This is a genomic window from Alkaliphilus serpentinus, from assembly GCF_009017255.1.
GTDB classification, from domain to species: Bacteria; Bacillota; Clostridia; order Peptostreptococcales; family Natronincolaceae; genus Alkaliphilus_D; species Alkaliphilus_D serpentinus.
Genome location: NZ_WBZB01000014.1, coordinates 72,953 through 95,205 on the forward strand (window position 1 = coordinate 72,953; position 22,253 = coordinate 95,205).

Genomic DNA, 22,253 nt, shown 5'->3' on the forward strand with positions numbered 1-22,253 from the left:
TTAAATATATGTCGAAATTTAAATCATGGAACAATATAATATGTTTTTCTATTCAATAGATGTGAGGTGGGGAGATTGGTAAGGCAAGCGAGGGGGAAGAGTAGTTCTGGAATATATCATGTTATTCTTAGAGGAGTTAATAGACAAAACATTTTTGAAGAGGACCGTGACTGTAAAAAATTACTGGAAATATTAAAGTACTATAAAACTATTAGCAAGTTTGAACTCTATGGCTATTGCCTTATGGATAATCATATTCACCTGCTCATAAAAGAGACAGACGAGAGCATATCAAAAATAATTCAAAGAATTAGTAGCAGCTATGTAAATTGGTACAATCAAAAATATGAGAGATGTGGACATTTATTTCAGGAGAGATTTAAAAGTGAAGCTGTTGAATATGATAATTATTTCATTACAGTTTTAAGGTATATTCATCAGAATCCAGTAAAAGCACTGATTGTTAATAAAGTAGATGAGTACTTATGGAGTAGTTATGATGAATATATAAGACAAGCTTTGCTAATAGATATAGATTTAGCATTAGATTTCTTTTCTAAAGACAGGAAAAGGGCTATAGAAATCTTTAAAGAACATGCAAATGAAATCAACTCTGATGAATGTCTAGAATTTAATGGGAAGACAAATATGACTGACAAAGAATTAATGGAATATCTCAAGACATTAGAAATACCTTCGATTACCCGAATTCAAAGTCTAGAAAAATCTCAAAGGAACGATGTGATAAAGAGGATTAAGAAAATTAGAGGTGTATCAGTTAGACAGTTATCAAGGATACTAGGTATTTCTAAGAGTGTAATTGATAGAGTATAATTTTGGGACAGAAAACCTGTCCCCTTGTCCCAAGGCAACAGAAATTCTGTTGCCTTATCCTTTTTCCCTATTTATTAGTAGGAGATAATTCTACCTTCACAGCTGGAACTTCCTTAATTTTAGAGGTTTGAACCAAGAATACCCCCATCAATATGATTACTGTTGATAGAATTACCATTAGAGAAACCGGTTCCTTTAAAACGATAAAACCAAGGAATATTGCAACGAGTGGGTTAACATAGGCATAGGTTCCGGCTTTGGCCGCTGGCCATCTTGTGAGGATATAAATATAGCAGCTATAGGCCAAAACTGAACCAAATAGGGCTAAATATAGAATTGCCCCTATACTCTTTAAGCTTAGATTTACTATTGAAGCCTCCCCAAGGAATAGACCAATTAACGATAACATAATCCCTCCCGACAGCATTTGAACTCCTATGTGGGTTACCATGGAACCTGAAGCTTTAAATTGCTTAGAATATACAGAGCCAGCCGACCAAAAAAATGTAGCCCAGATCAGAATAATAGCTCCCTTAACATCTATTGCGCCGGTTCCAGAGCTGGTGGACACCAATAACACCACTCCTGAAAATCCTAGAATAAGACCCAACCAGCCCTTGCTCTTTATTTTGGTACTGCCAGGAATTGTAAGCTCTATCAAGGCCATAAATATGGGCATTGAAGCTACTATAAGGGAGGTTGTACCAGAATGAACCCATTGACTGGCCAACACCACTAAACCATTGCCCCCCACAAGTAATAGTAAGCCTACAATGGAAAGCCTCCTAACATCGGTTCCTTTTGGGAATGACAATCCCTTTAGCTTTGCATAAATCACCATAACTAAACCAGCCAATAAAAAACGGAAGCCTGCAAATAAAGCGGGAGGAAAGGCACTAACACCAATTCTAATAGCTAGATATGTAGAACCCCATACTATACAAACACATAAAAATGCTGCAAGGTTTTTTCTTTCCTCCTTGGTATTGACTAATTCCATATTTATTCGTCCCCCTAAAATATTAAAGTAATAAATACATTATAATCTATTTTAATGATATTTGGACCTTTTAAAAAGAAAATTTTATAGCAAAATTATGGATCTTCCTTCGCTAATTAAGATTTTGATTAAGGATATATTTGAGGATTATCATTATTTGGTATGATTTTTGCTTTTAATTATCTACATAAGTAAATCTATAAGGAGGAAAAGGTCATGATGAAGCTAATAAAAAATGGAGAGGTATATTCGCCAAAATATTTGGGGAAGAAGGATTTATTAATAACCTCAGATAAAATTGGATATATAAAGGATCATATAGAAATACCAAAGGACTTTGTAGAAATTGAGGTGATTGATGCTACCAACAAGATTGTTGTTCCAGGGTTTATAGATAATCATGTACATATATGCGGTGGCGGAGGAGAGGGAGGATTTAAGACTCGGACCCCTGAAATACAGCTGACGGATATAATCAGTGGGGGTGTTACAACGGTAATTGGTGTTTTGGGTACAGATGGAACCACCAGAACTATCACAAACCTTTTAGCAAAGGCAAAGGCCTTGGAGGAAGAAGGTATAACTTGCAAGATTCACGTAGGATCCTATCAGGTTCCGATAAAGACCATAACCGGCAACATACAGGATGACATTATTTTATTAGACAATGTTATAGGGGTAGGGGAGATGGCAATTTCTGACCATAGGTCCTCCCAACCAAAGATAGAGGAAATTGTAAAGATTGCAGCTGCAGCTAGGGTAGGGGGTATGCTGTCGGGAAAGGCAGGAGTAGTGAATATTCATGTGGGGGATGGGGTAAGAAGGCTTGATTTTTTAGAAAAGATAGCAGAGGAAACGGAAATTCCAATAACACAGTTTCTCCCCACCCATATGGGTAGAAATCCAGAACTCTTCGAAGGGGGCATCAAATACGCCAAGAAGGGTGGCTTTATAGATTTTACAACCAGCACCACTAAGGAGTTTTTAGAAGAGGGAGAACTGAAGGCTAGTGTCGCCTTAAGAACCCTTCTGGATAGGGGAGTTTCAATCCATCAAATAACCTTTAGCTCAGATGCTCAAGGAAGTCTTCCCGCCTTTGATGAAAAGGGAAGATATACCGGTTTGGCCCTTGGTAAGGTAGCCTCCCTTTATAATGAAGTAAAGGATGCAATTATACAGGAAGATGTTCGTATAGAGGAGGCCATCAGGGTGATAACATCTAATCCTGCCAATATCTTAAAGCTTCCTATGAAGGGACATGTCCAGGAAGGAAAGGATGCAGACCTTGTCCTACTGAATAAGGAGGATTTAAAGATTGATACGGTTATCGCAAGGGGCAGGGTCATGATACTGCATGGAGATATAAAGGTAAGGGGAACCTTTGAGGCTGCTGAATAAAGTTTAATATATTGTTTGAGATTGCTAATTTACATATCCCTATTTAGGGATATATTTTTTTAGATGAGTACCGAAAGGGGAAAAACCATTTTTGTAGAATATCTCTATATAGTAAAGCTATTCGGGAGGAATGAAATATGAGAAATAAGCATATAACCCTTGTAGCAGGAACAGAGCATACGAAAACTGCTTTAGTAAACCAACTAAAGGAGTATATCTCGGATATGGTCACCATTAAAAGCTATGCCATAGATGAAGGGATTGGAGAGGTAATAAAGGATCAATTGGTTCTCTTAACTAGCCAACTGGTGAAAAAGGAGCTTCTAGAGTTAAACCTTTTAGATACCAGCTGTCAGATTGTCGTGGCCAATAGAACCATAAGCTATGACCATATAGATCAGGTGGTGCTGTTGCCTAAAGGAACAAAGGTGCTTTTTGTAAATGATGTATATCCAACAACCCATGAAGGGATAAATACCTTGGTTGACTTAGGGATAGACTATCTCGAATTTTTTCCCTATTATCCTGGAATTCAAGAAGGTGATGAATATAAAGATATTAAGGTAGCGGTTACCCCTGGGGAGATCGACAAGGTTCCAGCATATATAGAAAAGGTATATGATATTGGACCTAGGTTGATGGATTTTACAACCATAACAACCATCTTAAGCAAATTAGATATTTTAGAATATGAGGCAGGCCATTTTTCACAAAGGTATCTTCAAAAAATTATTGGAATGGCCAAAAGATTAGCCCATTCCACCAACGAAATAACCAAGCTGAATCAGCATTTAGCCATGGTAATCGATAGTCTAAATGATGGCTTATTGGTTTATGACGTTAAAGGTCAAATCAGTGTTTTTAATGAAAACTTAAAAAAGCTTCTGAATGTTGGAAATTCCCAAACTATTGAAAGGGGATTAAAGGATATTATTTACAATAAAAGCCTCTTAGCCTTTCTTATGGACAATGAAGCTTATCAATCTAAGGTCTTTGATCTAGACGGTACAGAGGTATTGGTGAATAAATTTCAGATTCCCGGCAGCACGTCGGTGATAGCCACCTTTAAAAAGGCTAGGGAAGCAATTGAGAGTAATGAAAGATTAAAGCGGGAGCTGATTAATAAGGGCTTTTACGCCAAATATACCTTTGATGATATAGTAGGTAATAGCAAAAAAATCAGAAGGGTAAAGGAAGTATGTAAAAAGCTGGCAAATACTGATTTGACCATATTGATAGAAGGGGAGAGTGGAACTGGAAAGGAGCTTTTTGCCAGCGCCATCCATAATGAATCTAAAAGAAGAAAGGGGCCTTTTTTAGCAGTAAACTTTAGTGCCTTACCAGATGAGCTATTAGAAAGTGAGCTTTTTGGTTATGAGGAGGGGGCCTTCACGGGAGCTAAAAAGGGGGGGAAAGCTGGACTTTTTGAACAGGCTGATGGCGGAACCATATTCCTTGATGAAATAGGGGATGTATCCATGAAGGTTCAAGCTAGACTATTAAGGGTTCTTCAGGAAAAGGAAATCATGCGAGTAGGTGGATCAGAAATCAAAACCATTGATGTTCGAATAATTGCTGCCACCAACAAGGATCTCTTAAGCTTAGTGAATAAAAGAAGCTTTCGAGAGGATTTATATTATAGATTGAAAATGGGCTATGTGAAGCTATTTCCCCTTAGGGAGAGAAAAGAGGATGTAATTCAGCTTTTACATTACTTTATGAATATAGAAACAAGGGAGAAGATTATCATAGCTGATGAAGTGATCGAAAAATTATTCAAATATGATTGGTATGGAAACGTAAGGGAGTTGAAAAATACCATAAGTTATATACTGGCTGTTAAGGAGAATCATCATATAACCCTCAACGATCTGCCACCCATCAGCTTTTTTCAACACAAGGAGGAGAATAAGGAAAATCATCTGCAAAAAGCTATCGATGTTGCATTAGACCCTGAGGAGCTATTTATTCTAAAAAAGATCGATGACCTATGTAAGGTAGGGGAAATTGTAGGAAGGGACAAGCTTTCAGATGAGACTAAAGGAACGGAGCACCAAATGACCTCCTATCAAATGCGAACAAGGTTAAATAGGTTAGAAAGAAAGGGTTTTACTCTTAAGGAACGAGGAAAACGAGGTACAGTTTTGAGTCAACAAGGAAAGGATGCTTTAATGGCGTTAATGGTTAAAAGAAATGGTTAATGGTAACCAATTAACCCTGTTACAAGCAAGAATATTTATAATTTTTGTGAAATAAACCTCTTTTATCTTTGGCATATAAATTGCAAATATACTTATACGAAATACATAAAATTTTAAAGGGGGATTATTGATGTCTGTAAAGAGTAAGGAATTCAAGACTCAAAAGGCATGGAATATGCCAGATACCTATGTAATCATTTTTTTCATTGTACTTCTTGCAGCACTTATAACCTACATTATTCCGTTAGGTTACTTTGAAATGAATTACAAAATTGTTGATGAAGCAGGAGAAGCTATAGCTGTTGATGCAGAAGGAGGCTTTGCAGCAGGGGGAGAGACCTTTAAGCTAGATGGAAATGTTGTTTATGACAGTGAAGGAACGGAAATAGTGTCTATTGATAAGGCCGTTGAATACCAAGACGAAAATGGAAATTTCTTATTCAAAGGAGTAAAGGAATTTGGAGATTATGTCCCTGAGGTAGACGAAAACGGGGAGAAGATCACAAAGGGTATTAAGGTTTTCGAGAAATGGGGCGGCACCGGTTTCCTAAACTATGTATTTGAAGGTATGGTAAGTGGTAGCAAATGGGGATCGGCTGTAGGTGTTGTAGCCTTCATCCTTATAATTGGTGGATCCTTTGGGATCGTTTTAAAAACTGGAGCTGTTGAAGAAGGTATTTTATCCCTTATATCAAAAACAAAGGGATATGAAATTGCCATCATTCCAATAATGTTCTTCTTGTTCTCCTTGGGAGGAGCGGTTTTTGGTATGGGTGAGGAGGCCATAGCCTTTGCTATGATTCTGGTACCCTTGGTGGTAGCTCTAGGATATGATGCCATAACCGGTATAATGATTACTTACGTTGCTACCCAAATTGGATTTGCAACTTCTTGGATGAACCCCTTTAGTGTGGCGATAGCCCAGGGGGTGGCAGGGGTGCCTGTTGGATCTGGAGCTGGGTTTAGAATTTTCATGTGGGTGTTCTTTACCTTAATTGGAACAGTATTTACATGGATCTATGCCACTCGAATTAAAAAGGACCCTTCAAAATCCTTATCCTATGAGTCGGATCAATATTTTAGAGATGACATGAAGGAAGTAGAAGATGTAAGAACTCAGTTTGGATTAGGACATTCCTTAGTATTATTAACAGTATTACTTGGTGTTGTGTGGATCCTATATGGGGTGTGGAAATATGAGTACTATCTACCCGAAATTGCAACAGTATTCTTTACCATGGGCTTAGTGGCTGGTATCATAGGAGTAATCTTTAAGCTTAGGGGAATGACGGTTAATAGTATTGCTGAAGCCTTCAGAGGTGGAGCTGCTGATTTGGTAGGAGCTGCAATGGTTGTTGGTATGGCTAAGGGTATTATCCTTGTATTGGGAGGCTCAGACCCAACAAGTGGTACCGTTTTAAATACCATCCTTTACGCTATGGGTAATACCATTGGTGGATTAGGTTCAACAATCTCAGCATGGATCATGTATGTATTCCAGTCAGTATTCAATTTCTTCGTTGTATCAGGTTCAGGGCAAGCAGCCCTTACAATGCCTCTTATGGCACCTCTTGCTGATTTAGTAGGGGTTTCTAGGCAAGTGGCTGTTCTAGCCTTCCAGCTAGGCGACGGATTAACAAATATAATTGTTCCTACATCAGCAAGCTTAATGGGTGTTTTAGGTGTTGCTAGACTTGATTGGATGAAATGGGCTAAGTTCCAAATTAAATTCCAAGGAGTATTATTTGTTATAGCCTCCATATTCGTTCTTGGAGCCATGATGATAGGCTTTTAGGCAAACTAATAACTATAATAGTAAAAGGGTTGGCTTTTAGGGCTAACCCTTTTATTGATTACCTTTTAATGGAGTGGTATACTTACTGTAGCCTCACCGTAAAATAGTAAATAATAGATTTAGGTTTATAAAGATAAGAATTAGGTAAATAATAATGTAATAACCTATATAGGCAAATATAATATTGTGGAGGAGGCAAAGGCCTTGAAGATTTTAATTGATAGAGTGATTAATGCTGAAGAAGATATCTTTATTGAGTTTTCAACGGATTTTGGCGTAGGAAGAGCAGTATGGAATGGAAATAGAAACCCAGAGACCAGCAAGGAGTACAATGTGGAATTGGATATTACGGATGTTTTAAGCTGGGGAAAGGATGTTATTTTAAGCAAGGAAAAGCAGTATGGAATTACCTTAAAGGAAGAGGATGTATTGATCACAGGAGTCTTAGAAAAAATTTATGAAGATGGGATTGTTGATTTGCGCTTTGGTAATAGTATTCTGCAGTTGGAAATAGAGGGTGATGACTTGCCAATGGGGAAATATGTAGAGGTAAAGGCGGATAGCCTTGAAGTCTACGATGCTAATTACTAAGTAAAAGCTCAAATAGCATAAAAATTGGAGGATTGTATTAGTTATAAACAGTGGTAGATATAAAGCTCATAATTCATTAGAATTAGGGCTTTTTTCTTTTGCCTTAAATTATTACCCCAACTTTCATACCTTTTATAAACTAAACAAAATCCTTTAGAATAACCCAAGAAACTCTAGAGGCAAAAAGGGATAAATGAAAGAATCTTTAGTTATATATTGAACTAAGAAGGTTAAGAAAACGTTTTCTAAGGGCTTAACTTAGTTCGTGTAAAAGATGATTTAAAAAAATTAAGGGAGGAAATGGAATGAAAAAATTATTCGTATTGTTATTGGCTCTTATGATGGTTGCTTCTTTATTTGTTGGATGTGCAAAGCCAGCCACCACTGATGAACCAGCTAATGAAGAAGGTGAAGCGGTAACTTCGGCTCCAGAAAAGATTAAGGTAGGTCTATCCTTACCAACCCAAAGGGAAGAAAGATGGGTTAGGGATAAAGAAAAAATGGAGCAGGTTGCAGCAGAAATGGGAGTTGAGCTATTGGTAAGGGTGGCAGATGCCAATATGCAAGAACAAATAACTCAGGTAGAAGCCTTATTAACCCAAGGGATTGATGTTTTAATTCTAGCACCCCACGATGCATCAGCAGCAGCTTCTCTAGTTGAGAAGGCCAAGCAAGAAGGGGTACCGGTAATATCCTATGATAGATTAATAACCAACACTGATAAGCTGGATATTTACTTATCCTTTGATAATGTTAAAGTTGGAGAACTTCAAGGAAAGTTCATTTCAGAACTAGTTCCTGAGGGAAAATATATAATCATGTCTGGTGCTCCAACGGATAATAATGCAAAGTTATTCAAAGAAGGGGCAATGAAATATATTCAACCATTAATAGATCAAGGTAAAATTACGGTTATTGCAGAGCAGGGAGTAGATAACTGGGTACCAGAAAATGCCCTAAAAATAGTTGAAGCTGCACTAGCGGCAAATAATAACGAAGTAGATGCTATACTAGCACCCAACGATGGTACAGCAGGAGCGGCCATCCAAGCATTGGCTGCTCAAGGCTTAGCAGGAAGTGTTCCTATTACAGGACAAGATGCAGAGAAGGCAGCAGCAAAGAGAATTGTTGAGGGAACTCAGTCAATGACAATCTTTAAGGATACAAGAGACTTAGGTAAAGCAGCTATCGAAATAGCCATCGACTTAGCAAGTGGTAAAGATATCAATACTAATGGAGCAGTTGAAAATGGTAAGATTGATGTTCCTTCTGTATTGTTAGAGCCTAAGGTAGTTACAGCGGATAACATTATGGAAGTATTAGTTGAGAGTGGATATATAAACGAATCTGACTTAAAATAATAGTCCTTTAGTTTACCCTTCAGGAGGAATAGCGCTTTAGTTATTCCTCCCTTCTTAGAAAGGTGGATGCTAGTAAATGAGTGAATACATTTTAGAAATGAAAGACATTGTTAAAGAGTTTCCCGGTGTAAAGGCGCTGGATAACGTAAACCTAAGGGTTAGACGAGGGGAAATACATGCTCTGGTTGGAGAAAATGGAGCGGGGAAATCCACCCTTATGAAGGTTTTGAGTGGTGTATATCCATTTGGCAGCTATAACGGCAGCATAATTATTAATGGAGAAGAAAGAAAATTTAGCAATACAAAGGATAGCGAAGGAGCAGGTGTAGGAATTATCTATCAAGAGCTTACCTTAGTAAAGCAAATGAATATATGTGAGAATATTTACTTAGGAAGCGAATTTCAAAAATATGGAGTAATAGATTGGAATAAGGCAATGTCGGAGACTAAAAGACTCCTTCAGGAGGTGGGCTTATCCTCCAGCCCTGATACTAAGGTTGTAAATTTGGGTATTGGTAAGCAGCAACTAGTAGAAATCGCCAAAGCATTGGCAAAAAATATTCGTTTACTTATATTGGATGAACCGACGGCTGCCCTAAATGAAACCGACAGCGAGAATCTCCTTAACATCATAAAAGCTTTAAAAAATGAGGGTATATCCTGTATATACATATCCCATAAGCTGAAGGAGGTTAAGGCTATTGCAGATACCATAACCATTTTAAGGGACGGAAAAACCATCGATACCTATCCTAACAATAGCTCTATCAATGAAGGAAAAATTATTACTGGAATGGTTGGGAGAGAATTAAAGCAACTATTTCCAAGGAAAGAGCATATACCTGGTGAGGTAGTTTTGGAGGCAAAGAATTTGGTTGTATATAACCCAGAACTTCCCGATAAGAGAGCAATAGACAATGTAAGCTTTGTAGCTAAAAAAGGTGAAATATTAGGTATTGCTGGTTTAATGGGCTCCGGTAGGACGGAGCTAATGATGAGTATATTTGGAGCCTATGGAGTAAATAAATCTGGAGAAATATTTATTGACAGTGAGAGGGTAAACATAAAGGAACCTAGAGATGCAATTGAGAAGGGTTTATGCTATCTATCGGAGGACAGGAAGAAGACAGGATTGGTTTTGATGATGGACATCAAAGAAAATATTAGCCTTGTAAATTTAAATAAAATATCCAATTTGATGGGAATTAATGAAAATGAAGAAATTAAAATTGCCAATGATTATGTTGAGGCATTAAAGATAAAGACTCCTTCCATCGAACAAAAGGTTAAAAATCTCAGTGGCGGTAATCAACAAAAGGTGGTAATCGCCAAGTGGTTAATGGCTGCCCCAAAGGTATTAATATTGGATGAGCCAACTAGAGGGATTGATGTAGGAGCCAAATTTGAGATATACAATATCATGAATAAGCTGGTGGATGAGGGGGTTAGCATAATCATGATTTCCTCAGAGCTGCCGGAGATCCTAGGTATGAGCGATAGGATCCTTGTAATGCATGAAGGAAAGCTAACTGCTGAAATAAACTGGAGAGAAGCGGATCAAGAAAAAATTATGTACTACGCTACCGGGCAACAAACCAGCAGCATGGCCAATTAGAGGAGGGTTTTTTATGATTAGCAAAGAAGGAGCTAATAATAAGCCAATGGAAATTATTAAGCTTTCTCTTAGAAATAATATAAGACAATATACAATGTTTATCGCATTAATTGGTATAATGATTATTTTTTCGACTCTAAGTGAGTTTTTCTTAACACCAAGGAATCTTTCTACGCTCTTCCTTCAAACTGCCCATATAGCTGTTCTTGCCTGTGGAGTGGTTTTGGTTATTGTGGCAGGACATATCGACCTATCGATAGGGGCAGTTGTTGGTTTCACTGGGGCGATAGCAGCACTTTTGCAAGCCCATTACGGGTTGGGTATCCTTTCCGCTATCTTTATAACTATTGGGGTGGGAGCTTTAGTTGGGCTATGGCAGGGTTATTGGGTAGCCTACAGACAGGTTCCTGCCTTCATTGTTACCCTTGCAAGCATGATGATTCTAAATGGATTACTGCTGGGGGTAACAAAGGGAGAAACTATAACCACAAGTATTGACTTTAATAAGATTGGCCAAGGCTATTTACCAAACTTGTTTTTACAAAGTACACCAAAGGATATGATCCCCCATGATGCAACGGTTATTATTTGGGTTCTGGTAATTGCAGCATACCTTTGGATGGAATTCTCCAATCGTAAGGAAAGGAAGAAATATGGCTTTGATATTCTACCTAAATCACTATTTGTCGCAAAGCTTATACTGGTTATATCCTTAATTTCATCCATATTCTCTGTAATGGCTTTTTATTTGGGAATTCCCTACTCAATTTTAATTCTTATGATGATAGGCAGTGTCTATACCTTTATTACCAATAAGACCACCTTTGGTCGCCATGTATATGCAATTGGTGGAAATAAAGAAGCAGCTAAGCTATCTGGTATCAATATTAAACACAGAACCCTATGGATTTTTATTTCATCTGGTATTTTAGGAGCCATTGGTGGAATCATTTATACTGCTAGAGTAGGGTCAGCAGCTGCCTCTGCAGGAGTAGGTATGGAGTTAGATGTTATAGCTGCCGCCATCATAGGGGGTACCAGTACCCTAGGTGGAGAGGGAACCATTATTGGGGCTATAATTGGAGCCCTTGTGATGTCAACCTTAAATAATGGAATGCTATTACTAGATGTAGGTACAACCCAAAGATTAATTGTAAGGGGTTTGGTTTTATTAATTGCAGTTTGGATTGATATATCCTCCCGTAAAAAGGAAGTATAATTACTAATAATTCCTCCACTTTGAGGCAGTTAGCTGATTTGAGATTATCGCAATGATGGTCAGAAACAGTTAGCTGCCTTTATTTTTTTTTTAATCCTTTTTATAAAAATCAATCTATGTTATAATATTCCAGAGATTTACATATAAGGAGATGGAACCATGGATATAAAAAGGGAGCCCATACTGAGTATAAAGGATCTAAAAATGAATTATGGATCCAAGGAGGTTTTAAAGGGCATCAATCTTGAGGTAATAAGAGGAGAAATAATCGGTTATATAGGGCCCAATGGTGCTGGAAAGAGTACAACGGTAAAGATCTTGTTGGGGATTGTTGGAGGCTATAAAGGGGATATTAGAATTTTTGGAGAAAATATTGATGGAAAGTCTATGGAGTATAAGAAGAGAATAGGCTACGTTCCTGAAACCTCTGAAATTTATGATAACCTTACGGCTGGAGAGTATCTTTCTTTTATTGGGGAGATTTATGGCTTGACGGAGGAAGAGGTAGATGATAAAGCCCAGAGGCTTATGGCACTCTTTGAGATTAAAGATGCCTACCACAATAGAATCACCTCCTTTTCAAAGGGGATGAAGCAAAAGCTCTTGATTATCGCCAGCCTTTTACATAATCCCGATATCTTGTTTTTAGATGAACCCCTAAACGGGTTGGATGCCAACAGTGTAATGATTTTTAAAGAAATCCTAGCGGAGCTGGCTGCCAGGGGGAAAACCATTTTTTATTCATCCCACATAATGGAGGTTGTTGAAAAAATCAGCAGTAGAATCATATTGTTAAATAATGGTGAAAATGTTGCTGATGGCACCTTTGGAGAGCTTAAGGAAAAGAACTTTGATGCCTCCTTAGAGGAAATCTTCAATCAACTAACGGGCTTTAATCAGCATAAAATAATAGCTGAAGAGTTTGTTAGAGTATTGCAAGGAGTGTAGCCAATGGAAAATTATAAAACCTTAAGGGTTGTAGATCTTTTTTCAGGAATTTATAAAAGCTTTGGGGTAGACTATAGGATTATGCGAAAAATTCTACAGGTTAAGCTGACTATGGATCAAAGAAGGGTGCCAACCATCCTGAATAGCAATAATAAACCGGAAAATGATGATATGTTTACAAAGTCTTTATTCATGTATATTTTGATAGGCTTTTTCATTTCGATATTTCTTTTGCTGCCCTTTCCATTATTTTTTAAAATGAATATATACTTTGGTATGGTAATATTTATGATTATGACTGTCATGATTTCTGACTACTCATCGGTGCTTTTAGATATTGTTGAAAAAAATATCCTACTACCTAAGCCTATAGATATAAGAACCTATAATGCTGCTAAAGTAACTCATATCTATATTTATTTATTGAAGATCATTTTTGCAATATCTCTACCGGGTTTATTAATTGGTAGCTTTAAGCATGGATTGATTTTTGCAATTCTTTATCCTCCACAAATGCTATTAATGGCAGCTTTTGTAATTTTCTCTACTTCTATTCTATATTACATAATCCTTCACTTTTTTGATGGAGAAAGGCTAAAGGATATTATTAATTATTTTCAAATCTTCCTCGCAGCAGTATCCTTTATGATCTATCAGCTAATAGGAAAGGCCTTTGAAATCTTTGATCTTAATATCAATTTCACCCCTACCTGGTGGAGCTACTTCCTTCCATCCTCTTGGTTTGCTGCACCCTACAGTATTATTTTAGAGGGCAACAGAGAGGGCTATTTCTTGGTTGTTGGAGCTTTCGGCATCATTATCCCAATCATTTTACTAAGCATCTATTATGGTAAAGTGGCCAAATTTTTTGAGGAAAAGCTCCAGAAGTTAAATGCCAGTACAACCAAAAAGAAAAAGGTAGTAGCTAGTAGACGTAAAAGACAGAATATCATTGCCAACATCATTTGTAGGGGTAGAGAAGAAAAAATTTTCTATAAATTTACCCACGATATGCTGACAAATGAGAGGGCATTAAAACTAAAGCTTTATCCGAGCATCGCTATGGCGGCCCTAATGCCTTTAGTGTTTTTAATGAGGAGTATCAGCTTCACTAAAGGTCTGCGGGAAAGTTTAGCCGCAATAAATGGGGGGAACACCTTCTTATACATATATTTCTCTGCTGCTATACTGGCAACATCATCAGCAATGATCAGTACCACAGAAAAATATCAAGCAGCTTGGATATACAATATGCTCCCCATCAACAAACCCGTAGAAATCTATAAGGGGGCCCTAAAGGCCTTTATTATGAAGCTAATTATCCCTATATATCTAGTGATCACTGTAATTTTTACCGCCATCTATGGATTAAGGATACTACCTGATATACTCTTAATTTTATTGAATACCATTCTAATGATGATCATTATTTTAATAATGGGAAATAAGGCTATGCCCTTTAGTCAAAACTTTGATGCAATAAAGCATAATAGTATGGGTGTATTTATGGGTACTAGCCTCCTATGTGGAATAATGACCTTAGTTCACTGGTTTTTTGTATCCAGGGGCATACCTTTATGGATTTATATCCTCGTATCCATATCATCGATTTTATTTGCATGGATGGTTGGGATGAATAAGCTTAGAATAAAAAGGGAAGAAGAAACAATAGCAATAGAGGAATAGGTTTTTCGATGTATCAGTGGAATATGATGGGTTTTTAATAGACTGAAGAGACCTCGGGGGGCGAGGTCTCTTCATATTAGTTTGATAGAAAGGAGCTGTGTATAGGCAACACTATTTTAAAGTGTTATACCGCTGACTAACATAATCCCAATTCACTACCATCCACCAGTACTTGATATAATCTGGTCGTCTATTTTGAAACTTTAAATAATAGGCATGCTCCCAAACATCAATTCCCATTAGAACCTTTTTACCTTCCATGATAGGGCTATCTTGATTAGGGGTAGAAACCACCTCTAGCTTGTTTTCTTTATTGATAATCAACCATGCCCAACCACTACCAAAGCGTGTTGCAGCAGCTTTGGTAAAGCTGTCTTTGAATTCCTCAAAGCTACCGAAAACCTTCTTAATTTCTTCTAAAAGCTCCCCCTTTGGTTCTCCACCACCATTGGGTGACATTGCCTTCCAGAAAATATCGTGGTTATAATAGCCACCACCATTATTCCTAACGGCCCAATAAATTTCCTTAGGCAATTTATCTAAAGATTGCAAAAGCTCTTCAATCTCCATATTCTTAAAGGATTCATGGGCCTCTAGGGCAGCATTTAAATTGTTTATATAGCCCTGATGGTGTTTTGAATGGTGTATTTCCATGGTTTCCTTGTCAATATAGGGTTCTAAAGCATCATATGAATAATCTAATTTAGGTAATTTGTAAGTCATAAATATTTCCTCCTTATTATGGTTTTATTGATCCGTACTACTACGGTAAATTTTCTTATTATGGATATACCCTTTAAAGATATTAATAATCATTATCAACTAAAGTTTAAATATTTAGACACATTCGGTTTTATCTGTTTTGTATGTTCCACAACCATGTAGCAAAGTAATCAACATCAACAAGATTGTTAAGGTCTTTAATTTTCTTTTCATAGGGTACCCCCTCAGTCTTTTTTCAATGCTTCACCTATACATACGAATATTTTGTCATTTTGTTTGTACCAAATGAACAACTATTAAATAAAAAAAGCTGCCAATTTTAATGGCAGCTTTCATAAAAACAATTATACTTCTACAATCCATCCCTCTGGAGCTTCTACATCTCCAAATTGAATTCCGTAAAGGGTGTTGTAAAGCTTTTTAGTAACGGGCCCAACCTCTTTTTCGCTATGGAAAACATGGAATTTATCCTTATGCTGTATCCCACCAATTGGAGTTATTACAGCAGCTGTTCCACATGCACCTGCTTCTTTGAATTCATCTAAATGATCAACCAATACATCCCTTTCTTCAACTTCCATTTCAAGGTATTCCTTAGCAATGTGCATTAAAGAATATTTCGTAATACTTGGTAAAATAGAAGGGGATTTAGGGGTAACAAACTTATCGTTCTTAGTGATTCCAAAGAAATTGGCAGCTCCAACCTCTTCGATTTTGGTATGGGTCATTGGGTCTAGATAAATACAATCTGCAAAACCCTTCTTAACGGCTAATTGATGGGGGTATAAGCTTCCAGCATAGTTTCCACCAACCTTGGCAGCTCCAGTTCCATAGGGCGCAGCTCTATCAAAATCTGATGTAATGAAGTTAACAGGAGCCATTCCTCCTTTGAAATATGGGCCTACTGGCACACAGAATACACAGAAAATATATTCTGGAGCAGGCTTAACTCCTAGGTTATCCCCAACACCAATGACAAAGGGTCTTAAGTATAGGGTAGCCCCTGATCCGTAAGGAGGAACAAAGTCCTCGTTGGCCTTAACCACCTGCTTACATGCATCGATGAACTTTTCAACCGGTACTTCGGGCATCATTACTCTAGTACAGCTATTAATTAATCTTTTAGCATTTTCATCAGGTCTAAATAGTTGAATTTTTCCATCCTTCGTTCTGTAGGCCTTTAAGCCTTCAAAACATTGTTGTCCATAGTGTAGGGCTGTTGAAGACTCGCTGATGGTTAAGTTATTATCCTCAACAAGCTTACCCTCATCCCAGCTGCCATCCTTCCATCTTGAAACATATCGGAAATCTGTTTTCATATAGGCAAAGCCCAGCTTTCCCCACTCGATATTCTTACTCATGGAATCCCTCCAATTAACATATTTTTTGTCTATGCCGATATATCTATAAACTCATTATATCATAAGAAGATTTGTGAGAATATAAATTATAGACCCTTATTAAAAAGTTGTAATATTTACAAAATTGTGAATAATAAATGACTAAGCTGTTGATATCAAATATCCTTAATAAATGTCCAACCTCTTATCGACATAATGCATCAAAATAAAGCGAAAAAGATAGAATTATGGTAAAATAAATAATAGCAGTAAAAACTATATTTACGATATATGTTCAATATAGAAGATTATGAACTATTCAAGGGGGTTTCGTTAGATGAAGAGAAGGATTCGAGCAATTATATTAATGTTATTACTATTTGCGGGTATTTTAATCCCTACAGAGTATGCAGAAGCAGTAACCGGAGAGGAATACGATATTGTAATTAACAATGGTACCATTATGAATCCGTCCACTGAGCACCAGCTGGAGGGATATAATCTTGCCATAGAGGATGGTTCTATTGTAAGAATCACCAAGGATGAAATAAAAGGTAAAAAAGTAATAGATGCAACGGGATTAATTGTAGCCCCGGGCTTTATAGATTTAATTTCCTATGAGCCCAACTCCGTTGGTATACCTCTTAAAATTTTGGATGGGGTAACAAGTAATCTATTAATGCATGGTGGAACAGAGAATGCTGAGGCATGGTATAAGAATTGGGAGAGTAGGGGCTTAGCGGTTAACTATGGAGCTTCCTCCTTTATTACCAGAATGCGTTGGCCCATTGTAGGTAGTAGCATATATGCCACCATGACCAACGAAAGTGACATAGAGAAGCTAATAGCCGCTGCACGAAAAAATATAGAGGCAGGAGCTTTGGGAATATCCTTTAGCTTTGAATATGTCCCTGGTATTCAGAGGGAAGAGGTTATTTCTTTGCTACATCTTGCAAAGGAATATGATGTTCCCACCTTTTATCATTTAAGGTATTCAAGCTCAGAGCCACCAAATCATGGCCCTAAGGGGATTGAAGAGGTTATCTATTATGCTGAAGAAACGGGAGCAGCCATTCATATAATGCACATCAACAGCACCGGAGGTACCTTTTATATGGACGAAGCTCTACAGATGATAGAGGATGGTGTTGCCAATGGTTTGGATATCACCACTGATATATATGTATATGATGGATGGGCCACCTATTTATCCTCTGCAAGATTTAATGAGGGGTGGCAGGAAAGATTTAGAATTACCTACAATGACCTACAAATAGCAGGAACTGAAGAGCGGCTAACAAAGGAAAGCTTCACTAAATATCGAGCAATAGCTGGGGTGTTGGCCTATGCCCATGGTTCAATGCCGGAAGAGGAATTATTGATGGCTCTAAAGAGTCCCTATGTAATGATCGGTAGTGATACCATTATTTCTGGTGGGAACGATCATCCAAGGGGGGCAGGAAACTATGCAAGACTTTTTGGTAGATATGTTAGACAGCAAAAGGCGATAACCATGATGGAGGCTATTAAGAAGACCTCCCTAATGCCTGCCCAGAGGTTGGAAAGTGTTGCTCCTGCCATGAGGAGGAAGGGCCGTTTGGAGGTTGGAGCTGATGCAGATATTACCATATTTAATCCAGAGACTATTATCGACAAAAGTACGGTTAGTCAGCCAAGCCTACCCTCTGAAGGTGTGGAATATGTAATTGTAAATGGAACCATCGTTAAAAACCTAGATGGCCTTGTTAAAAATGTAAAGCCAGGCCAACCTATTAAGTCCTATTTTGTTGATAAATCAGAAGAAAACCAGCCAATACCCTATAATATTATCTTAGATGCCACAGAATTAATTGGTACACAAGATGCTTACCAGCTTAATGATATTGTATATCTACCAATTACGGCACTGAAGCCTATCAAAAAGTCCTTAAGGGTAGAGGCCAATGGGGAGATATTTATTGATGAAAACATCAAGTTGGAGGTAGGAAATGGATCTGCCTATGACGGAGAGGTTTTAATGAGCTTAAGTCATGAACCAATCCTTTACAAGGGTCAGGTTTATGTATCCTTAAAGGCCTTAATGGAGGTTTTATCCTTAGATTACGATGTTGAAGCAGAAGAAAACAATCTATTTTTATCAACAACAGACAGGACTCCTGCTGTCGATAAGGATGAAGCTGATACAGAAGAAAAAGAAGAACAGGAAGAGAACAAAGAAGATATAGGGGAAGATGGTAGACCTTCTTATTTCTTCATGATTGCCATTGCTATATTATTGTTAGGGGTAGCAATTATTCCCTATAACCGCTTTAAAAATAAAGGAAAGTAGTTCAATTATAATAGACCTTTTTAAGAGGGGAAGGCCATGAAAAATACAGAAGCTGTTATTCTGCAGGAATTAAATAAGCTTAACGATGAGGTTTTCAGGCTTTATTATTTAGGTTATCATAATGAAGCAGTAAAGGAAGCCAATAATTTGCTGCTTATAGCCAGTAAAAAGCTAGGCCATCAGCATCCGGTATTGTCTACTCTGCAGGAAAACTTCCTCCATATGAAAAAACAACCTCGGGATAAGGCCAGTTATTTAAACAAAAAAACCCTTGCCGAAAAGAAAAATCGAATAGAAGATCTAAAAAGGGATATAATGGTAACTGACTATTTAGATCCTATATTAGAGGTGCCAGAGGCTAAAACCACATCAACCAATTTAAAGAGGGCAGTAATTTTTATATGCCTGTTACTAATAATGGGACAAGGCGCCTTTGCCACAGTTTATATTAAGGGCTTTTATAAGAACAGAGCAGTTACAGATGTCAGTGGTATCAATACGGTAATGGAAAAACCACAGACAAGGATTTTTGATAATAAATTGAAGGGAAAAGTCAACTTTGAGGTTCCTCTAATACAACAATATCCTCAGTTGCCAAGGGGCTGTGAGGTTACAAGCCTAGCTATGCTATTACAGTATGCAGGAATAGATGTAGATAAGATGACCCTTGCAAGGGAAATCCTAAAAGACCCAACCCCCTTCAAAAGAATCAACGGTAAAACCTATTTTGGAAATCCCAATGATGGCTTTGTTGGAGACATGTACTCCCTCAAAAACCCTGGCTATGGAGTTTATCATGGTCCAATTTTAAAGCTCCTTGAGGAATATATGCCTGGGCAAACGGTTAATCTAACAGGGAGGAGCTTTGGGGATTTGTTATACTTTGTGAATAAGGAAATTCCCGTCTGGGTCATAACCAATACCCGCTATAAAGAGCTAGAAAACAATCAGTTTCAAGTATGGGAAACTCCAACAGGCCCAGTTAAAATTACCTATAGACAGCACGCTGTTATTATTACTGGATACGATGAGAAATATATTTATATAAATGATCCCTTATATAATGGGGCAAATAGAAAAATTAATAGAAGCAATTTTGAGGCGGCTTGGATACAAATGGGACAGCAAGCTGTATCCTATATACCAGAAGGAGAGGAATTGCATAGCATTCTACCTCCTGAAGAACAATAAAAACAAAATGCTTTTACTAGATAAAAGTGTTATACTGTATTTGTGAAGAAAAAGACCAATTTCATATATAGGAGGATTATTTATGTGCGGTATATGTGGCTTCGCAGATAAACTGCAGGTAGAGGACAAAGAAGTTATTATAAATAGGATGATGGACAAGATTATTCATAGAGGGCCAGATGAGGCTGGAAGCTATGTTGATAAAGGGGTTGCCCTAGGTTTTAGAAGATTAAGCATCATCGATTTGGCAGAGGGACAACAACCCATCTTTAATGAAGATGAAACCAAAGCTTTAATATTTAATGGTGAAATATACAATTATATGGATATAAAGAAGGATCTATTGGAGAAGGGTCATCAATTTAGGACTAAAACCGATTCAGAGGTATTACTCCATGGCTATGAGGAATATGGTGCAGAGCTATTTCAATATCTAAGGGGAATGTTTGCCTTTGTGATATGGGATAAAAATACCGATACCCTATTTGGTGGTAGAGACTTTTTCGGGATTAAGCCCTTTTACTATGGAAATGTAAATGGAAGCTTTGTATTTGGCTCTGAAATAAAGAGTATTATAGAACATCCCTCCATAGATAAGAAGGTTAATTTAACTGCCCTGCAAAGCTATCTTACCTTTCAATACTCTCCATTGGCGGAGACCTTCTTTGAAGGGGTTTATAAACTACCACCAGCCCATTACTTTATTCTAAAGGATGGGAAGTTAGAAATCAAAAGATACTGGCAAGCAGAATTTAGTAATCCTTCTAAAAAGCTTTCCTTTGAAGAGACCGTTGACGAGGTTGAAAGGATTGTTCAAGACTCTATTAAGGCCCATATGGTAAGTGATGTAGAAGTGGGTTCATTTTTATCCAGTGGTATAGATTCCAGCTATGTTGCAGCATCCTTTAATGGCGACAAAACCTTTACCGTTGGCTTTGGCCATTCCTCCTACAATGAGGTGGATGATGCTTTAGAAATGGCAGATAAAATTGGAATAGAAAGCTATTATAAAATCATAACTCCCGAAGAGTACTGGGAAACCTTACCAAAGGTTCAATATCACATGGATGAGCCCTTGGCAGACCCAGCAGCTGTAGCCCTATACTTTGTAAGTCAGATAGCAAGCCAGCATGTTAAGGTAGTTCTGTCCGGCGAAGGAGCCGATGAGCTGTTTGGTGGCTACAGAATTTATCAAGAGCCTTTAAGCTTAAAACCCCTAACCATTATGCCAAAGCCTATAAGAACTGTTCTTGGTAAAATGGCTGCTGCTGTTCCCTTTAACATAAAGGGGAGAAACTACTTTATTAGAGGTAGCAAGGAACTTAGGGAGAGATTCATTGGGAATGCTTATATGTTTACAGAGGATGAGCGAAATAAAATTATGAAGGAAAAGGCCTTTAATCAATATTCTCCCCAGGAGGTAACAGGCCCTGTTTATGATAAGGTTGCAGACAAGGATGATATAACAAAGATGCAATTTTTGGATTTGCATATGTGGTTAACCGGTGATATTCTATTGAAGGCAGATAAAATGAGTATGGCCCATTCCCTTGAGTTAAGGGTACCTTATCTGGATAAAGAGGTCTGGCGGGTTGCATCTCAGCTGCCCTTAGAATACAGAATTAACAAGGAAACCACCAAGGTTGCTTTAAGAAAGGCAGCATTAAGAAAGATTCCTAAAGAGGTGGCCAATAGACCAAAGCTAGGCTTCCCAGTACCCATAAGGGTATGGCTAAAGGAAGAGAAATACTATAAGGTGGTTGGGGATGCATTTGCTTCTTCAGCTGCAGCAAAATTCTTTAACATTGATGAACTAATAAAGCTTCTGGATGACCACTATAATGGTAAGGTAGATAATAGCAGAAAGATCTGGACGGTCTACATGTTCCTAATATGGCATAAAGAGTACTTTGAAGAAACGCCTGTTGAGGTAGATTCCTTTCATGATGAAATCTCTGTAAGTTAATATTAAAATACTAATTGGCAGACTAATGTATGAATTTATAGTCTGTCAATTGTTGC

Annotated in this window: 16 protein-coding genes; 13 read left to right on the top strand and 3 right to left on the bottom strand. The window is 37.6% G+C overall.

Annotation, left to right across the window (positions count from 1 at the left end):
* Positions 1-75: 75 nt before the first annotated feature.
* Entirely contained in the window at positions 76-834 is a 759-nt protein-coding gene (locus F8153_RS05650; protein WP_151865398.1) for a transposase, read from the top strand.
* A gap of 67 nt (positions 835-901) precedes the next feature.
* On the opposite strand, the gene F8153_RS05655 is transcribed toward F8153_RS05650, so the two are convergent.
* Positions 902-1,834 (bottom strand): EamA family transporter, encoded by a 933-nt coding sequence (locus F8153_RS05655; protein WP_151865399.1) that lies wholly within the window; start codon positions 1,832-1,834, stop codon positions 902-904.
* A gap of 216 nt (positions 1,835-2,050) precedes the next feature.
* Here F8153_RS05655 and iadA point away from each other — a divergent pair, with 216 nt between their 5' ends.
* The 9 genes from iadA to F8153_RS05700 all read left to right on the top strand — a co-directional run bounded on the left by iadA (position 2,051) and on the right by F8153_RS05700 (position 14,648).
* Complete coding sequence (gene iadA, locus F8153_RS05660; RefSeq protein WP_151865400.1) at positions 2,051-3,232, top strand: beta-aspartyl-peptidase; 1,182 nt, start codon at positions 2,051-2,053, stop codon at positions 3,230-3,232.
* A gap of 137 nt (positions 3,233-3,369) precedes the next feature.
* A complete protein-coding gene (locus F8153_RS05665; RefSeq protein WP_151865401.1) occupies positions 3,370-5,433 on the top strand; it encodes a sigma-54 interaction domain-containing protein in 2,064 nt (687 codons plus the stop codon).
* Positions 5,434-5,563: 130 nt separating this feature from the next.
* The gene (gene yfcC, locus F8153_RS05670; protein WP_207707691.1) at positions 5,564-7,228 is read left to right on the top strand and encodes a putative basic amino acid antiporter YfcC; all 1,665 of its coding nucleotides are present in this window, start codon (positions 5,564-5,566) and stop codon (positions 7,226-7,228) included.
* Between the two features lie 204 nt (positions 7,229-7,432).
* Positions 7,433-7,819 carry a hypothetical protein gene (locus F8153_RS05675; RefSeq protein WP_151865402.1) on the top strand — a complete coding sequence of 129 codons (387 nt, stop codon included), beginning with the start codon at positions 7,433-7,435 and terminating at the stop codon, positions 7,817-7,819.
* A 305-nt stretch (positions 7,820-8,124) separates the two neighbouring features.
* Positions 8,125-9,180: a sugar ABC transporter substrate-binding protein gene (locus tag F8153_RS05680; protein WP_151865403.1), complete on the top strand. Its 1,056-nt coding sequence runs from the start codon at positions 8,125-8,127 to the stop codon at positions 9,178-9,180.
* Between the two features lie 76 nt (positions 9,181-9,256).
* Positions 9,257-10,795: a xylose ABC transporter ATP-binding protein gene (locus F8153_RS05685; protein WP_151865404.1), complete on the top strand. Its 1,539-nt coding sequence runs from the start codon at positions 9,257-9,259 to the stop codon at positions 10,793-10,795.
* Between the two features lie 13 nt (positions 10,796-10,808).
* Entirely contained in the window at positions 10,809-12,014 is a 1,206-nt protein-coding gene (locus F8153_RS05690; protein WP_207707692.1) for a sugar ABC transporter permease, read from the top strand.
* Positions 12,015-12,173: 159 nt separating this feature from the next.
* Positions 12,174-12,962, top strand: a complete 789-nt coding sequence (locus F8153_RS05695; protein WP_151865405.1) for an ABC transporter ATP-binding protein — start codon at positions 12,174-12,176, stop codon at positions 12,960-12,962.
* 3 nt (positions 12,963-12,965) lie between these two features.
* Positions 12,966-14,648, top strand: a complete 1,683-nt coding sequence (locus F8153_RS05700) for an ABC transporter permease (protein WP_151865406.1) — start codon at positions 12,966-12,968, stop codon at positions 14,646-14,648.
* A 111-nt stretch (positions 14,649-14,759) separates the two neighbouring features.
* Here the strand turns inward: F8153_RS05700 and F8153_RS05705 are convergent, their stop codons facing one another.
* Both F8153_RS05705 and F8153_RS05710 read right to left on the bottom strand, forming a co-directional pair.
* Positions 14,760-15,371, bottom strand: coding sequence for a superoxide dismutase (locus F8153_RS05705; RefSeq protein ID WP_151865407.1), 612 nt, complete (start codon positions 15,369-15,371; stop codon positions 14,760-14,762).
* Positions 15,372-15,715: 344 nt separating this feature from the next.
* A complete protein-coding gene (locus F8153_RS05710) occupies positions 15,716-16,771 on the bottom strand; it encodes a branched-chain amino acid aminotransferase (protein WP_330577753.1) in 1,056 nt (351 codons plus the stop codon).
* A 277-nt stretch (positions 16,772-17,048) separates the two neighbouring features.
* Between F8153_RS05710 and F8153_RS05715 the strand changes: the two genes are divergently transcribed.
* The 3 genes from F8153_RS05715 (at position 17,049) to asnB (ending at position 22,197) form a co-directional block, all read left to right on the top strand.
* A complete protein-coding gene (locus tag F8153_RS05715; protein ID WP_151865409.1) occupies positions 17,049-19,040 on the top strand; it encodes an amidohydrolase family protein in 1,992 nt (663 codons plus the stop codon).
* Positions 19,041-19,076: 36 nt separating this feature from the next.
* Positions 19,077-20,231 carry a C39 family peptidase gene (locus F8153_RS05720; RefSeq protein WP_207707693.1) on the top strand — a complete coding sequence of 385 codons (1,155 nt, stop codon included), beginning with the start codon at positions 19,077-19,079 and terminating at the stop codon, positions 20,229-20,231.
* 82 nt (positions 20,232-20,313) lie between these two features.
* Positions 20,314-22,197: an asparagine synthase (glutamine-hydrolyzing) gene (gene asnB / locus F8153_RS05725; RefSeq protein WP_151865410.1), complete on the top strand. Its 1,884-nt coding sequence runs from the start codon at positions 20,314-20,316 to the stop codon at positions 22,195-22,197.
* The last annotated feature ends 56 nt before the right edge of the window (positions 22,198-22,253 follow it).

Coding starts and splice junctions, on each gene's coding strand:
- F8153_RS05655 (WP_151865399.1), bottom strand. CDS start 1,834: ATGGAATTAGTCAATACCAAGGAGGAAAGAAAAAACCTTGCAGCATTT.
- iadA (WP_151865400.1), top strand. CDS start 2,051: ATGATGAAGCTAATAAAAAATGGAGAGGTATATTCGCCAAAATATTTG.
- F8153_RS05665 (WP_151865401.1), top strand. CDS start 3,370: ATGAGAAATAAGCATATAACCCTTGTAGCAGGAACAGAGCATACGAAA.
- yfcC (WP_207707691.1), top strand. CDS start 5,564: ATGTCTGTAAAGAGTAAGGAATTCAAGACTCAAAAGGCATGGAATATG.
- F8153_RS05680 (WP_151865403.1), top strand. CDS start 8,125: ATGAAAAAATTATTCGTATTGTTATTGGCTCTTATGATGGTTGCTTCT.
- F8153_RS05685 (WP_151865404.1), top strand. CDS start 9,257: ATGAGTGAATACATTTTAGAAATGAAAGACATTGTTAAAGAGTTTCCC.
- F8153_RS05690 (WP_207707692.1), top strand. CDS start 10,809: ATGATTAGCAAAGAAGGAGCTAATAATAAGCCAATGGAAATTATTAAG.
- F8153_RS05695 (WP_151865405.1), top strand. CDS start 12,174: ATGGATATAAAAAGGGAGCCCATACTGAGTATAAAGGATCTAAAAATG.
- F8153_RS05700 (WP_151865406.1), top strand. CDS start 12,966: ATGGAAAATTATAAAACCTTAAGGGTTGTAGATCTTTTTTCAGGAATT.
- F8153_RS05705 (WP_151865407.1), bottom strand. CDS start 15,371: ATGACTTACAAATTACCTAAATTAGATTATTCATATGATGCTTTAGAA.
- F8153_RS05715 (WP_151865409.1), top strand. CDS start 17,049: ATGAAGAGAAGGATTCGAGCAATTATATTAATGTTATTACTATTTGCG.
- F8153_RS05720 (WP_207707693.1), top strand. CDS start 19,077: ATGAAAAATACAGAAGCTGTTATTCTGCAGGAATTAAATAAGCTTAAC.
- asnB (WP_151865410.1), top strand. CDS start 20,314: ATGTGCGGTATATGTGGCTTCGCAGATAAACTGCAGGTAGAGGACAAA.